The sequence below is a fragment of the [Rhizobium] kunmingense genome (genome assembly GCF_977018605.1).
The window spans coordinates 809497-823302 of the sequence record NZ_CDRNXG010000001.1 but is presented as its reverse complement, the minus strand read 5'-3'; the positions used below and the strand labels follow the sequence as shown (position 1 = coordinate 823302).

Here is a 13806-nt window from a genome sequence, read left to right as displayed (position 1 = left end):
GGAGAAAAGGCCGGAAGCGTGTCTTCCAGCCGTTTGATGCGGATCAGGCTGCCTTCCTGGCAGCGGTCTTGCGGGCCGGGGCCGGCTTTGCGGCAGCGGTTTTTGCAGCCTTCGGAACCTTGACAGGCAGCGGCACCAGCGTGGTGACCTCGTCGACCAGAAGGCGGGCGTTTTCCTGTGCCTTGGCAAGGTTGCTGACGGCATCCGGTGCCAGTGCATCGATCAGCGTGCCGGCATCGAACATGTCGCGATAGGCGGCGCGTTCGATGAGAGGGGTGGCCAGAACATGGACGCCCTGTTGCGCCAGCATGCCCTTGACCGCCAGAAGCGCGCGGGTGGTGATGATCGAGCTGACGCGGTTGAGCGCCACCGAATGGGCAATGTCGATACCGCATTCGCTTTTCAGCTTCTGCAGGATCTCGAGCACCTGGGCACCGCCGGCGGCATCGAGCGCGCAACCCTGCACCGGCACAAGCACGTGGTCGGAGAGCCCAAGACCCTTGGCGAGCAGCGGGGTGACGCCGCAGGGCAGGTCGACGACAACATAGTCGGCGCGCTTCTTCAGCTCCTTGATGGTGGTCTCGATATTGTCGGCATCGATATTGGCGACGATCGAGAATTTCGGCTGCTTGCCCGTTGTCGTGCCGATCTTCGTCATCGAGCGGGCGACCCACTGCTGCGGGTCGGCATCGAGCATGGCGACGCGAAAGCCTCTTCTTGCTAATTCCCCGGCCGCGACGAGCGCCATCGTCGTCTTGCCGGCGCCGCCCTTCGTATTTGCAAATGTAATGACTGGCATTCATAGCCCTCCGGTTCAGGTGAACATCACGGGGAGAGCCATTGTTCTTGGCCTGTTCTTGTCCGCTCGTCTCGTGATGATTTGCGGATGCTTGACCAACAAGCTTGCGCCGCGCTGGTCTTGGATGCGCGACGCATGAAATAAGTATAATTCCAGATCTATTATCAGGAATATTTGATGGAAACTTGACTGCGGTATCCGGTTACGCCCATTCGCCCTTGCGCATGACCGGCACCTTCGAGCCATCCGGTCGGATGCCGTCGATATCGACCTTGTCGGAGCCGATCATCCAGTCGATGTGAATGAGCGAGGCATTGCCGCCCTGCGCCTTGATCTGCTCCGGTGAAAGATTTGCGCCGTCGAGGAAGCATTTCGAATAGCACTGGCCGAGCGCGATATGGCAGGAAGCGTTTTCGTCGAAGAGCGTGTTGTAGAACAGGATGCCGCTCGCAGAGATCGGTGAGGAATGCGGCACCAGCGCCACTTCGCCCAGCCGCCGTGCGCCTTCATCCGTATCCAGCACCTTGTTGAGCACTTCCTCACCCTTGGTGGCCTTCGCCTCGACGATGCGGCCGCCTTCGAAGCGGACCTGGATATTGTCGATCAAGGTGCCCTGATGCGACAGCGGCTTGGTGCTCGACACATGGCCTTCGACCTTGAACGCATGCGGCGTCGTGAACACTTCCTCGGTCGGGATGTTGGGGTTACAGGTAATGCCGTTCTTGGCGGTGGAAGCGCCGCCGTGCCATTCGTGGCCGTCAGCAAGGCCGACCGTCAGGTCGGTGCCGGGGCCGGTGAAGTGAAGGGCTGAAAAGCGCTCGCCGTTCAGCCAGGTTGAGCGCGTCTTCAGGCTGGCATTGTGCTGCGCCCATGCGGCGACGGGATCTGTGACATCGACGCGCGAGGCGGCGAAGATCGCCTCGGCAAGCTTTGCGACGGCCGCGTCTTCCGGCAGGTCGGGAAACACCTGTTTTGCCCAGGACGGGTTGGGATAGGAGACGATGTTCCAGTTGATGTCGAAATTGGCGATCTTTTCGAGCGCCGGCTTGTAGGCCATCGAATTGGCCTTGTTGGCGCGCGCCACCTTGGCCGGGTCCTGCGCGGCCAGCAGCATCGGGTTGTCGCCGGCGATTGCCAGGCGGGCTGCGCCATTCTCATAGGCCTTCGCCATGCCCTCGTAGAGCCAGCCGGCCGCCTTGTCGAAGCTTGCATCCGGCGCATGCTGGTAGCGGGCGAGCGTCGTCTCCTCGTCGGTATAGAAGGCGGAGACGATGCCTGCGCCGGCCATATAGGCATGCTTGGTGATGAAGCGCACGAGCGGCAGCGCGGCGATCGGCGCGGTGATGACGAGATCCTGGCCCTTTTCCAGCCCGAGCCCCACCTTGACCGCGACCTCGCCGAGCTTCTCGAGCTTCTGCTGGTCGATCGCGTTCTGGAAATTCGGCATGACGGTCATGGTGGCCTCTCTGGTTTGTCTGCTGGGACAGATTTAGAGAGCTTTGGGGCGAAATTGAAGGGCGACCGTGCCGATCCGAATGCGGTGGCTGTCGCGCTTGGAGATTATGCGATCAGCGGCGCGGCGATGGCGTTGAGGGCTGCCTTGGCGTCTGCGGGCGAGAGCCTGATCTGCAATCCGCGCTGTCCGCCATTGATGAAGACGTAGGGTTCTTCGAACGCGGTGATCTCGATGGCGGTGCGCACCGGCTTCTTCTGCCCGAGCGGGCTGATGCCGCCGACATGATAGCCGGTGGCGCGCTCCGCATCGGCGGGCTTCATCATGGCTGCCGACTTGCCGCCGAAGGCCGCCGCAAGCTTCTTCATCGAAACCTCGTGGTCGGACGGCACGACGACGCAGACCGGCTTGCCGTCGACCTCGGCCATCAGGGTCTTCAGCACCTGCCGAGGCGCCTCGCCGATCGCCTCCGCCGCCTGCAGCCCGATCCTGTCGGCATTCGGATCGTAGTCGTAGCTCACGGTCATATAGGCGATCTTCAGCCGGTCGAGGGCCTGCGTGGCACGGGTCGTCTTGGACATGCTTTACGGGGCTTTCTGTGAGTACGCTTCGTCGAGTTTGTCCAGAAGTTCCAGCCCGCGCGCCTTGTCTCCCCGCGCCGCGCGCAGTCGGTATCGCGATTCCGTATCGAACTCGGCGAGTGCTCTCGCGGAGAAATCCTCAAACAGCTTGTTGAGGCTGGTGCCACGCGCCGCCGCCAGCGCCTTCAGTCGCTCATGCTGTTCCGCTGGTAGTCGAATTGTCAGAACGCTCATAGCTTCTCTCTCCAAATCAGAAATTCTGCTGCGTTGACTATTTTAAGGTCGGGAAAAGCAAGCTCCGCCGCCACGAAGTCTCTCTTATTGGCAGTCACGATTGCGCTTGCGCCTCCGGCTACGGCCAGTTCGACAAGATGGTTGTCGGCTTCGTCGCGAAGGTTTGGACGCCAGAGAAAATAGATCGGTGTCCACTGGCAAGACGACAAAAACGCATCGAGAAGGATAACTCTTTCCTCAACCCCTATCTGCGATCTTTTGAGGGGGATTTCCCGATTGCAGACATCTTCGTATTCCGAAAACAGGGCGTTGCCCATCAGCGGCGTTACAAGACCTTGCAAACACAGCCTTATCACCTGCCGGGGTGCGGTCGCCGCATTCAACAAGGCGGACACAAAGATATTCGTATCGACAACGATCTTCATGAGACGATAGCATATATGCTATCGGAATTTTTTCAACGCTTCAGACAAACGTGCCTTCGTAAATCTCCGGCTTGAAGCCGATGACGAGTTTGCCGTCGGCTTCAAGTACCGGGCGCTTGATCATCGAAGGCTGGGCGAGCATCAGCGTGATCGCCTTTGCGGCATCGATGTCCTGACGGTCGGCCTCGTCGAGTTTCTTGAAGGTCGTGCCGGCGCGGTTGAGCACCGTTTCCCAGCCGGCCTTTGCGACCCAGTCTTCGAGGTGGGCGCGATCGATCCCGGCAGACTTGTAGTCGTGGAAGGCATAGGCGAGGCCCTTCTGGTCCAGCCAGGTGCGGGCCTTCTTCATCGTGTCGCAGTTCTTGATGCCGTAGATCGTGATCGCCATGTCGCCGTCCCTCAATGCTGATGGCGAAGCGATAGCAACAGCATATCCATCAATGCAAGCAAATGAGGCAGATCAAAAGATGTCATGTCGAATCTGCATGGCTGTGCTGCCCGCGTGTGCATTGTGCAAAACACGGGCGACGCGCATATATTAGCCAACAGACAAGGAGTCACGTCATGTCCATTCACAACAGCAATCGTGGTAGCCGTTTCGGCCGTGCATTCGCAATCTTCGGTGCAGCCATTGCCGCTTCGGCTGCAGTTGAAAACCGCCGCCGCCCGAAGGCAAGCGATCTCGACACACTCGGCATCGACCCGAAGGCTTTCGATCGTATCGGCTAATTCAGCCTGATGGTTGGAACCGCTCGTTGGCAGCGGTTCCTGGCCTCTTCCCGCGCATGGCGTTGCCGCAGTTGCGGAACGCCGGGGTAGAGGTTGAAAAACGGGTTGAAGAAATTTCCGACCCGGTCAATCCTCCGTACATCATGGTCGGAGGTCGAGATGCAGTCACATCATTATTGTGTCTTCAAAACGCAGGGCGGCTTTTGTGGCATCGCCTGGAATGGCGAGTGTGTGACCCGCTTCCAGCTTCCGACCGATAGCGAGATAGCTACGGAAAACTTGTTGCTGCGACGCATTGGTGGTGGGCAGAAGGCCCCGCCAAGCGAGACCATTCAGCAGGTGATTGCGCGCGTTGAGCGCTATTTTGCCGGCGAGCGCATCGATTTCTCCGCCGTCAGACTGGATATCGGCAGCCAGGACGAATTCTTCAAGACCATCTATGTCGCGGCCCGCCGTATCGGCTGGGGTCATACGACGACCTATGGCACGCTCGCGCGGGAACTCGGTTTCGGCCCCGAAAAGGCGCGTGATGTAGGCCAGGCCATGGCGAAAAACCCGGTGGCCCTGATCATTCCCTGTCATCGCGTATTGGCCGCCGGCGGCAAGCTTGGCGGCTTTTCAGCGCCCGGCGGGGCGATGTCGAAACAGCGCATGCTGGAACTCGAGGGCGTCAGGCTGGCGCCGGCGGAACCGGCGCAGCAATCGTTGTTCTGATCCTTCGCGGATAAGGCCTATCCCTCAACCGGCAAGCGCTGCATTTGTAAAATAGCGGCCGATATCCGGCTTCGCCTCCAGAACCTTGCCGTCTCCGTCTTTCAGGATTTCCGCGTCGAACAGGTAGCTGCCGATCGCCTCCATCTTGGCCGGATCGATTGTGCCGACCACGCCGCTTGCCGTGCGCAGATAGTGACCGTCGATCAGCGCCTGCAATGACGCCCTGATGAGTGACCGATTGGTCAGCGCGTCCCTGTTGGCGGCGATAAGGATGTCGGTCGCTTCGTCGGGCTGGTCGACGGCAAAGGCGTAGCCCTTTTGCGTCGCCTGGAGGAATGCCTTTGCCACGTCCGGCTTGGCATCGAGGAATTTGCGGCTGGAGCCGAGAAGCGCCGTATGCTCGTCCGGAACGCCGTAATCGGCGTAGCGGAATGCCTTTTGCTTCAGGCCCTCCAATTCGGCTTGAACACCTTCCCACGTATAGACTTCCAGCGTGAAATCGACCGAGCCGTTGGCAAGCGCCTGATAGGCGGAGGTGCCGAGCGTGACCGTCTCGAATTCACCCTTGCCGCCATCATGGCGGATCATCGCGCCGATCAGCGCGTTTTCCCAAGCGCTGCCGAAACCGCCATAAGTCTTGCCGTCGAGATCCTTCGGGCTTTTTATGTCGTCGCGGCTACCGCTGAACACCAGGCGGCCGGTCTCGTGCTGGACGATGGCGTAGGTGCCGACGAGGTCAGCACCGGCCGAATGCTGGGTGAACAGGCCGATCGAGCCGATCACGCCGCAATCGGCCACATGGTTGGCCACCAGCGTGCCGGCTGAGGTGTCGGTATAGGGCAGGATTTCCACATCCAGCCCCGCATCCCGATAGAAGCCTTTGTCGCGGGCGACGAAGAGGCCGATATGGTTGGTGTTCGGCGTCCAGTCGAGCGCCACCTTGACCGGCTGGCTTTCCGCGCGCGCCGGAAGTGCCAAAAGCGGAGAAAGGGCAAGGCCCGCGACGGATGCAAGGGCTGTGCGGCGGGTAAGCATGGTCGTCATGGCGTTCGATCCTCCTGAAACGCGTAAGTTTCTATTCGACGGCAGGTTCCTGCGCCCGCGGGCTGTCGGAAGCTGTGGGCTTGAGGAGCGTGTCGAGAATGTCGGCCTCGATCGCTGCCGCGCGTGCGCGTGTTGTCACATCGCGCCCGCGAGGGCGTGGCAGATCGATTTCGATCTCGCGGATTATCCGTGCGGGTCGTGGCGACAGAACATAGATGCGGTCGGACAGATGCACGGCCTCGCGCACGTCATGGGTCACCAGCATTGCCGTCCAGCGGTGCTTTGCCCACATGTCCTCCAGCCAGCGCTGCATGCCGGCGCGCGTCAGCGCATCGAGTGCGCCGAAGGGTTCGTCGAGCAGAAGCATCGGCTTGTCCTGCACGACGGTGCGCAACAGCGCTGCGCGCTGGCGCATGCCGCCGGAAAGCTCGGCCGGGTAATGCTGCTCGAAGCCGGAAAGCCCGAATTCGGCAAACAGCGGCGCGACGCGGGCGCGCGCGTTCTTCCGGCGCATGCCCTGCACTTCGAGCCCGAGCGTGGTGTTGTCGATGATTTTTCGCCATGGCATCAGCGCGTCGCGCTGCGGCATGAAGGCGAAGGGGCGGTCCGCCTCGGCAAGCGGCTTGCCGTCGAATGCGATCGTGCCGGCTTCGGCGGACATCGCGCCGGTCAGCAGCCGGAACAGCGTCGATTTTCCCGAGCCGGAAGGGCCGAGAATGGAGACGAATTCGCCGGGCTGAACGGTCATGGAAATTTTTTCGAGCACCGGCAGGTCGCCGTAACGGCAATTGACATGATCCAACGTCAGGCGCGGTTCGGTCATCGGGCTTGCCCTCCGCTCAGGGGGCGACGCGTCCACGGCATCGCCAGCCGTTCTGCCAGAACCGCAAGCGCGAACAGGCAGAGTGTCAGTGCGGCGCTGACCAGCACGGCGGCGAGCACGAGGTCGGGGCGAAAATTGTTCTTGGCGTTCAGCATGTAGATGCCGAGCCCCTTCGCGGCACCTGCATATTCGGCAAAGATCGCCCCGACGACGGCATAGGTGATGGAGATCCTCAAACCCGCGAAGAAGAAGGGGAGGGCGGACGGCAGGCGCGCCATCAGGAACAGTTTCCAGCGCGGCGCGCCCATGGAGGCAATGAGTTGTTCGAGTTCCGGCTCGGTCGCCTCATAGCCCTTGGAAAGCGCCACCAGCATGGGGAAGAAGGTGACGAGCGCCACCAGCAGGATCTTTGGCAGAAGTCCGAAACCGAACCACAGGACGACAAGCGGCGCGATGGCGACGAGCGGCAGGGTCTGGCTGATGATGAACACGGGAAACAGCGCCCGTTTCAGCTTCGGCGCGAAATCGACGGCGACCGAGAGCAGGAAGGCGGTGATGAGCGAGACGGTAAATCCGGTCAGCGTCGCCTGCAGCGTCGGCAGCGTGTTGTCGAACAACGCCTGCCGGTATTCGAAGGCCTGCGCCAGCACCCGAGAGGGGGCAGGCAGCGTCGTCGGCGAAACGCCGGAAAGCCGGGCATAGGCCTCCCAGACCAGCACGAGGCTGCCGACGGCAAGGATTGCTGGCAGCGCGTGGCGCAGGTGGGAGATTGCCTGGGCGGCGCGCCGCTCGCTCTTTGACTGCAATGACGACATGACGGGGCCTCGACCAAACGGGAAGACGCGTGACCGGGATCAGCGTTTTGAAGGGCTGTTGGCGGAAACTGTCAGATCGATCGTCACATGGCCGGCCGGCGGCCCGAAACGCACCAGCGCCTCGTGCACGGTGGCGAAAACCGCACCGGTATCCCCGCGCAGCTTGGTGCAGAAATTCTTCGATTTCTCGAACGTGCCGGAGTTTTTGACGAAGTCGATGCAGCCGTAGATTTCGTCCATATGGCCGTCGATGCCGAGCGTATAGAGCGAGAATTGCGCGGCGGATTCCTGTCCCGTTACGGGCGCGCTTGCCACGCCGGCATGCGCCTTCGCCTTGCGTTCGTCGAGCGGCGCCCAGGGGCCTGAAAATTCCGGCACCTGGCACATCGGATCATCCGGCTCGCCGGGGCAGCCGCGCGAGATGGTGGCGTGCAGGACGCAATGCTTGCCGCTCTTTGCCGCCGCGGCGAACAGGTCGCGCATGGCGGCAAATACGATATCGGGCGTGCCGACCAGCAGGGTGGAGATGTCATCCGTCTCGATGCGCAGCTTCTCGCGATAGGGATCGAGCGCCGACAGCGCGTTCGTGATGACGCCGACGAAATCGTCCGTCATGGGATACAAAGAAATCTGCGCGCCGGAAAACATCGCTCTACCTCGCTCCGCTGGCATTATCCAGATCAGCTTGAGGGTCCATGGCCATGACGACCAAATCTCAGCCCCGGCCATACGGAGCACCCCTGTGATGGCGCGTTCTTAGACCGGATGGGTGGGTGATGGCAAGGCGGGAATATTGAGGGCCGGGCGTTTCATCCCTCAATGATGTTCTGGCAGCCAGCCTTGATCGCGAGTTTGATGAGCTTCTGGTCAAACGTAACGAACGCACCGCAATGCCGGGTTCGCAGAAGATGCAGGGCATCGGCGAAGTCCATGCCTTGATCGAGGAGATCAAGCGCGGCGGCGACGATATCGGTATCCTCGATCGTTACCGTCGGCAGGCCGGAAAAATCACGTATCGCCTTGCCGCGCGCCAGGCGAGCAAGACCAAAGCTGCTTTTCAACACCCATTCGACTTCAAGCAATACGGTGATGGCGACAAACACCGTGCGCCCGTTGATGATCTCACGGGCGCGCTGCGACTGCTGGCTATCGTCGCCGGTGAGGTATCTGATGACAAGATTGGTGTCGATCGCGATCATGCGTCGGGGTCGACACTGCGCCGAAAGCTGCGGTCGGCTTCCCGAAGTACGTCTTCGTCCATTTCCTCAAGCGTCTTCGGCTTGCCCTTGTATTTGAGCATTCCGAAGACATCGGCCGGTTTCGTCGGAGCAAACGCCGGTGCGCGTTTCAAGATTACGCCGTCTGCCGTTTCCTCGATAACCAGCTTCATGCCGGCGTTCCAGTTCTGGCGCCTGCTGACGCCGCTCGGCAGGGCGATCTGCCCATCGGGGGAAACGGTTGTCGTCAGCTTATCCTGATGATCCATCGCACAGCCTGCCTGATGTGGAGACATCAGGATAGGATCGAAGCGTTCCGTGATCAAGCCAAACAAAAAGGGAGGGGTTTCGCCCTCCCTTTCAAGTTTCAGAACAAACTGTTCCGGTCTATTCCCACTCGATCGTGCCCGGCGGCTTGCTGGTCACGTCATAAACGACGCGGTTGATGCCGCGGACTTCGTTGATGATGCGGGTGGCAGCGCGGCCGAGGAAGTTCATGTCGTAGGGGTAGAAATCCGCCGTCATGCCGTCGACCGAGGTGACGGCACGCAGCGCGCAGACAAACTCGTAGGTGCGATAGTCACCCATGACGCCAACGGTCTGTACCGGCAGCAGCACGGCAAAAGCCTGCCAGATCGTGTCGTAGAGACCGGCCTTGCGGATTTCGTCGAGATAGATCGCATCCGCCTTGCGCAGAATGTCGAGCTTCTCCTTGGTCACGCCACCCGGGCAGCGGATGGCAAGGCCCGGACCCGGGAAGGGGTGGCGGCCAATGAACGATTCCGGCATGCCGAGTTCGCGGCCGAGCGCGCGGACTTCGTCCTTGAACAGTTCGCGCAAGGGTTCGACGAGCTGCATGTTCATACGCTCGGGAAGACCGCCGACATTGTGGTGGCTCTTGATCGTGACCGAAGGGCCGCCGGAGAAGGAAACGCTTTCGATGACGTCCGGGTAAAGCGTGCCCTGTGCCAGGAAACGTGGTGCGCCCTTGCCGTCGGCGGCGATCTTGGCCGCTTCCGCCTCGAACACTTCGATGAACAGGCGGCCGATCGTCTTGCGCTTCACTTCCGGGTCGCTTTCGCCGGCAAGCTGGGTCAGGAACAGGTCGGATGCATCAACAGCCACAAGCGGGATGTTGTAGTGGTCGCGGAACATGCCGACAACCTGCTCGGTCTCGCCCTGACGCATCAGGCCGTGATCGACATAGATGCAGGTCAGCTGGTCGCCGATCGCTTCGTGGATAAGAATAGCCGCAACAGATGAGTCGACGCCGCCCGACAGGCCGCAGATGACGCGCTCATTGCCGACCTGATCCTTGATCTTGCGGATCATCTCGGCGCGGTAGGCCGACATCGTCCAGTCGGACTTCAGGCCGACGATCTTGTGCACGAAGTTGGAAAGCAGCTTGGCGCCATCCGGCGTATGCACCACTTCCGGGTGGAACATCGTCGTATAGTAATGGCGGCTTTCATCGGCAGCGATGGCGAACGGTGCATTTTCCGAGGTCGCGATGACCTCAAAACCTTCCGGCAGCTTCGTCACGCGGTCGCCGTGGCTCATCCACACCGGGTAGCGCCCATCCTGTTCCCAGAAACCGTCGAACAGCGGGCTCGCTTTTTTGACTTCCACATCGGCGCGGCCGAATTCGGCGGCATGGCCACCTTCGACAACACCGCCGAGCTGGGTGCAGAGCGTCTGCTGGCCATAGCAGATGCCAAGGATCGGCACACCGCTGTCGAATACTGCCTGCGGCGCGCGCGGGCTGCCTTCGGTGGTGACCGAAGCCGGGCCGCCGGAGAAGATCACGCCCTTGGGCGCGAGCTTGTCAAAGGCCTCTGCGGCGCTCTGGAAGGGATGGATTTCGCAGTAGACGCCTGCTTCACGCACGCGGCGCGCAATCAGCTGCGTCACCTGGCTGCCGAAATCGATGATGAGGATGCTGTCGGGATGAGCTATCTGGGTCATGGCGAGCCTTTAGAGAAACTTGGCATTTCTGGCAACCGGACAAACACGGAAATCCGCTGCTGCATAGCGGATTTTCCCTCAGATCATAGCGGAATGCCGCCGCTTTCAACTGCCTGTGCCAATCGGTCGATGACGTCGGCGAGTTTCTCGTCGATGACATGCAGGTATTCCGTCCAGTTGTCGACGTGTTTCAGCTCCGCCTTCCCGTCGGAAATACCGCGCAGGCCGATCAGCGGGATGCCGAATAGCTGGCAGCAGCGCATCACGGCGAAGGTTTCCATATCCACCATGTCGGCCGCGATCAGGTCGTAGGCCGCGCCGGATACGATATGGCCGCCGGTCGACAGCGAAGCCTCGGCGACGCCGGGGATGCGAAGCGGCAGCGGCATGATGGCCGGGTGATCGAGGAACGGCGTGCGGCCTTTCTCGAAACCGAGCGGAGAGGCATCCATGTCCCGGTAGGAGACCGAGGTGACCTGATAGACTTCCGTCTGCTCGAGGCTGCGCGAACCGGCCGATCCGAGCGAGACGATCAGGTTTGGCATCGTGCCGGACGCCTGCAATCTGGTCAGCGCGTGGGTCAGCACGATCGCGGCTTCGACCGGGCCGACGCCGGTCATCAAAGGCTTGATGCGGGATTTCAGATGCGGGCCGTACTCGGCATCGACGGCCATGACGAAGAGGACCTTGCGGCCGGCAACGTCCCTCAGCTCGAAACTCATTCGACCACATCCAGTCGGTCGCGTATGACCATCATCGACGAGGTCATCGAGGCGATCAGCTTTGCCGGTCCGTCGCCGATCGCATAGGCGCGTCCATCGGCGACGATGATCGTCGAGCCGGGCTTGGTGACTTCGCCGCGAAAGAGAAAGCGCTCGCCGCGACCGGGAGACAGGAGATTGACCTTGAACTCGATCGTCAGCAGCGAGACGTTCGGTTCGATCACCGAATAGGCGGCGTAGGTGCAGGCGGTTTCCAGCGGCGCCGAGATCACGCCGCCATGCAGGAAGCCGTGCTGCTGGGTGAGGCGCGGCTCGAAGGGCAGCTCGATTTCCACCATGCCCTGCTGGATGCGGGAGAGCTCCGCGCCGAGCATCGCCATCGCATTCTGGTTCTGAAAGCTTCGGCGGATGCGCTGGTGAAAGTCGCCCGGATCGGTAATCGTCATGGTCTGCCCTTGTTCGGAGGCGAAAAATGGCACGGCGGCGCGCCACGGGCAAGTCATTCCCTGGGAGCTGGCCCCAAGATCTGGCCCGACGAGCGAGCCAACAAGCACGCCCAAACGATCGTGTCCTCCGGTCGTGGGCGGTGATCCTGCCGGCCGTCGCACCGGGGGCATCCATGTTTCTGTTTCATAGGCCCATGCGGTCCAGCGCTATTATCGCGGACGGCAAGTGCGACTAGATGCACGGGTGCGCGCCATGGATGCGCAACAGTGCATCGCCAAAAGGATACGAGACCATGTCATCTGCCGCTGACCGTGACATCATGCCTGCCTTCTATGCGGCTCTGGATCGGGGCGATCGCGAGGGTCTGTTCGCGCTTCTGGACCCGGCCTTCACGGCCAGGATGCAGGGGACCGGCCGCGCCATGGATGCCGCCGAATACTGGGCGTTCGTCGATGTCATTCGCGAACCGCTGAAAAGTTTCATCCACCGCTGCGATGCAGTGGTTGCCGACGGCAGCCGGGTCGCGGTGCAGGGCACGTTGCTTGCCGTGCATTCGGCGGAGCTGTTCGGCATGCCGGCAAGCGGCAAGGCGATCGACGTTCCCTTCGTCACGGTGGTCAAACTGAACGGCGGCAAGATTCAGGACATGGTGGCGCTGATGGATACGCAACTGCTTCTGTCGCAGATCAGCGGCGCCTGACACGGCGCAAGGATCAGGCCCGAAATCCGCAAGGGCGGCTCAGGCCGGACTATGAGGTGAGCCGGATGATATGCTGGTCCCAGGCGACATCGCTTCGGGTCGCGTTGAACCGGCCGTCATAGGTGGAAACGGCAATGCCTGTTGCGGCCGGTGCGACTCCGGCGGCCTCGCGCACCGCATCCTCCCTCAGCACGCGGCCCGTCTTCGCATCGAGTGTGACGGATGCGCCGCCGATGGGCGAGGTGAGGCCGACGATGTTTTCGCGCCGATTGACGGCGATGGCCCCGACATAATTACCAAGCCGTGCCGTCGTCTCGTCGGGCAGCGAGAGCAGCGCAATGTCTTCGCCCTTCGAAAACCAGCCGGCGAGTGGCGGGGTTTCGTTGCGCGCACCTTCCCATTGGCATGCGAACCAGACGCGGCCGTTCCCGGCGATATCGAGGTGGCGCGTGGAAAGCTGGCGCAGCGATGCAGGCAGCGTGTGCTTCTGCACCGGCACGCCGCTTTTTGCATCGAGCATGACCAGAGACGGTTCCATGTGGTCGAGATTGAGCTTCGTACGGCCGAAATCCGGGTGGGTCTCGATGCCGCCATTGGCGATCACGATGAGCGATCCGTCGTCCGAGACGGTCATGTCATGCGTGCCGATGCCGTGCGCGTCGAACTCGCCGATCCGGCGGAATCGGTCGCGGGCGTCATAAAGCCCGATCATGCCGCGGTTGCCGTCGAAATCGTTCTCGCTGGCATAAAGCGTTGCACCGTCCGGTGAAAAATGTCCGTGACCGTAGAAGTGCCGTCCCTCCGGCGCGGTGATCATCACCGGTTCCGCCTGTCGCGACGCATCGAAGACCATGGCGAATGTGCCGGGACGCCTTGCAAAGGCGACGGTACGGCCGGTGGCGGTGCTATGGGCCATGCCATGCGCGCGGGCCGGCAGCGCCACCCGATCGATGATTTCGCCGCGCTCGGAAACCGTGGCGATGCCGAAAGAGCCGTCGCGGGCGCGAAACCCGGAGGCATAGACCGCATCGGCGCGCTCCAATGCACGCAGCTGGCCCGGCGCGAGTGCGGCCGCAAAGCCGATACCGGCGGCCTTCAGGAATGCCCGGCGGTCGATCGCCTCGCCGTTCCAGGTCAT

General features: G+C 61.7%; 19 protein-coding genes. 3 read left to right on the top strand and 16 right to left on the bottom strand.

Annotated elements, in window-relative coordinates; all coding sequences use genetic code 11:
• Window positions 1–43 precede the first annotated feature (43 nt).
• The 6 genes from AC0JZ4_RS04180 to AC0JZ4_RS04155 form a co-directional block, all read right to left on the bottom strand.
• A complete protein-coding gene (locus tag AC0JZ4_RS04180) occupies window positions 44–799 on the bottom strand; it encodes an AAA family ATPase (protein WP_471885187.1) in 756 nt (251 codons plus the stop codon).
• Between the two features lie 202 nt (window positions 800–1001).
• Window positions 1002–2255, bottom strand: coding sequence for an aminopeptidase (locus AC0JZ4_RS04175; RefSeq protein ID WP_471885186.1), 1254 nt, complete (start codon window positions 2253–2255; stop codon window positions 1002–1004).
• A gap of 104 nt (window positions 2256–2359) precedes the next feature.
• Window positions 2360–2833, bottom strand: a complete 474-nt coding sequence (gene ybaK / locus AC0JZ4_RS04170; protein WP_471885185.1) for a Cys-tRNA(Pro) deacylase — start codon at window positions 2831–2833, stop codon at window positions 2360–2362.
• A 3-nt stretch (window positions 2834–2836) separates the two neighbouring features.
• Complete coding sequence (locus tag AC0JZ4_RS04165) at window positions 2837–3067, bottom strand: toxin-antitoxin system HicB family antitoxin (protein ID WP_471885184.1); 231 nt, start codon at window positions 3065–3067, stop codon at window positions 2837–2839.
• Window positions 3064–3492: a putative toxin-antitoxin system toxin component, PIN family gene (locus AC0JZ4_RS04160; protein ID WP_471885183.1), complete on the bottom strand. Its 429-nt coding sequence runs from the start codon at window positions 3490–3492 to the stop codon at window positions 3064–3066. Before AC0JZ4_RS04160 ends, AC0JZ4_RS04165 begins: the two co-directional genes overlap by 4 nt.
• A gap of 40 nt (window positions 3493–3532) precedes the next feature.
• The gene (locus AC0JZ4_RS04155) at window positions 3533–3880 is read right to left on the bottom strand and encodes an ArsC family reductase (protein WP_471885182.1); all 348 of its coding nucleotides are present in this window, start codon (window positions 3878–3880) and stop codon (window positions 3533–3535) included.
• 176 nt (window positions 3881–4056) lie between these two features.
• Here AC0JZ4_RS04155 and AC0JZ4_RS04150 point away from each other — a divergent pair, with 176 nt between their 5' ends.
• Complete coding sequence (locus tag AC0JZ4_RS04150) at window positions 4057–4221, top strand: hypothetical protein (RefSeq protein WP_471885181.1); 165 nt, start codon at window positions 4057–4059, stop codon at window positions 4219–4221.
• A gap of 159 nt (window positions 4222–4380) precedes the next feature.
• Window positions 4381–4935, top strand: coding sequence for a methylated-DNA--[protein]-cysteine S-methyltransferase (locus tag AC0JZ4_RS04145; protein WP_471885180.1), 555 nt, complete (start codon window positions 4381–4383; stop codon window positions 4933–4935).
• A 24-nt stretch (window positions 4936–4959) separates the two neighbouring features.
• On the opposite strand, the gene AC0JZ4_RS04140 is transcribed toward AC0JZ4_RS04145, so the two are convergent.
• From AC0JZ4_RS04140 to AC0JZ4_RS04100, 9 genes are all read right to left on the bottom strand, one after another.
• Entirely contained in the window at window positions 4960–5979 is a 1020-nt protein-coding gene (locus tag AC0JZ4_RS04140) for an ABC transporter substrate-binding protein (protein WP_471885179.1), read from the bottom strand.
• Window positions 5980–6010: 31 nt separating this feature from the next.
• Entirely contained in the window at window positions 6011–6802 is a 792-nt protein-coding gene (locus tag AC0JZ4_RS04135) for an ABC transporter ATP-binding protein (protein WP_471885178.1), read from the bottom strand.
• A complete protein-coding gene (locus AC0JZ4_RS04130) occupies window positions 6799–7617 on the bottom strand; it encodes an ABC transporter permease (protein ID WP_471885177.1) in 819 nt (272 codons plus the stop codon). The genes AC0JZ4_RS04135 and AC0JZ4_RS04130 overlap by 4 nt, the downstream gene beginning before the upstream one ends.
• A 39-nt stretch (window positions 7618–7656) precedes the next feature.
• A complete protein-coding gene (locus AC0JZ4_RS04125) occupies window positions 7657–8265 on the bottom strand; it encodes a YkoF family thiamine/hydroxymethylpyrimidine-binding protein (protein WP_471885176.1) in 609 nt (202 codons plus the stop codon).
• Window positions 8266–8426: 161 nt separating this feature from the next.
• The gene (locus tag AC0JZ4_RS04120; protein ID WP_471885175.1) at window positions 8427–8816 is read right to left on the bottom strand and encodes a type II toxin-antitoxin system VapC family toxin; all 390 of its coding nucleotides are present in this window, start codon (window positions 8814–8816) and stop codon (window positions 8427–8429) included.
• Window positions 8813–9103 carry an AbrB/MazE/SpoVT family DNA-binding domain-containing protein gene (locus AC0JZ4_RS04115; protein ID WP_471885174.1) on the bottom strand — a complete coding sequence of 97 codons (291 nt, stop codon included), beginning with the start codon at window positions 9101–9103 and terminating at the stop codon, window positions 8813–8815. Before AC0JZ4_RS04115 ends, AC0JZ4_RS04120 begins: the two co-directional genes overlap by 4 nt.
• 118 nt (window positions 9104–9221) lie before the next feature.
• Complete coding sequence (gene guaA / locus AC0JZ4_RS04110) at window positions 9222–10799, bottom strand: glutamine-hydrolyzing GMP synthase (RefSeq protein ID WP_471885173.1); 1578 nt, start codon at window positions 10797–10799, stop codon at window positions 9222–9224.
• Window positions 10800–10882: 83 nt separating this feature from the next.
• On the bottom strand, window positions 10883–11521 hold the full coding sequence (locus AC0JZ4_RS04105; RefSeq protein ID WP_471885172.1) for a 5'-methylthioadenosine/S-adenosylhomocysteine nucleosidase: 639 nt from the start codon (window positions 11519–11521) through the stop codon (window positions 10883–10885).
• The gene (locus tag AC0JZ4_RS04100; protein ID WP_471885171.1) at window positions 11518–11967 is read right to left on the bottom strand and encodes a PaaI family thioesterase; all 450 of its coding nucleotides are present in this window, start codon (window positions 11965–11967) and stop codon (window positions 11518–11520) included. The genes AC0JZ4_RS04105 and AC0JZ4_RS04100 overlap by 4 nt, the downstream gene beginning before the upstream one ends.
• A 293-nt stretch (window positions 11968–12260) precedes the next feature.
• On the opposite strand from AC0JZ4_RS04100, the gene AC0JZ4_RS04095 reads away from it, so the two are divergent.
• On the top strand, window positions 12261–12668 hold the full coding sequence (locus AC0JZ4_RS04095; RefSeq protein WP_471885170.1) for an ester cyclase: 408 nt from the start codon (window positions 12261–12263) through the stop codon (window positions 12666–12668).
• A 49-nt stretch (window positions 12669–12717) separates the two neighbouring features.
• On the opposite strand, the gene AC0JZ4_RS04090 is transcribed toward AC0JZ4_RS04095, so the two are convergent.
• Window positions 12718–13806 carry a DUF1513 domain-containing protein gene (locus AC0JZ4_RS04090; RefSeq protein ID WP_471885169.1) on the bottom strand — a complete coding sequence of 363 codons (1089 nt, stop codon included), beginning with the start codon at window positions 13804–13806 and terminating at the stop codon, window positions 12718–12720.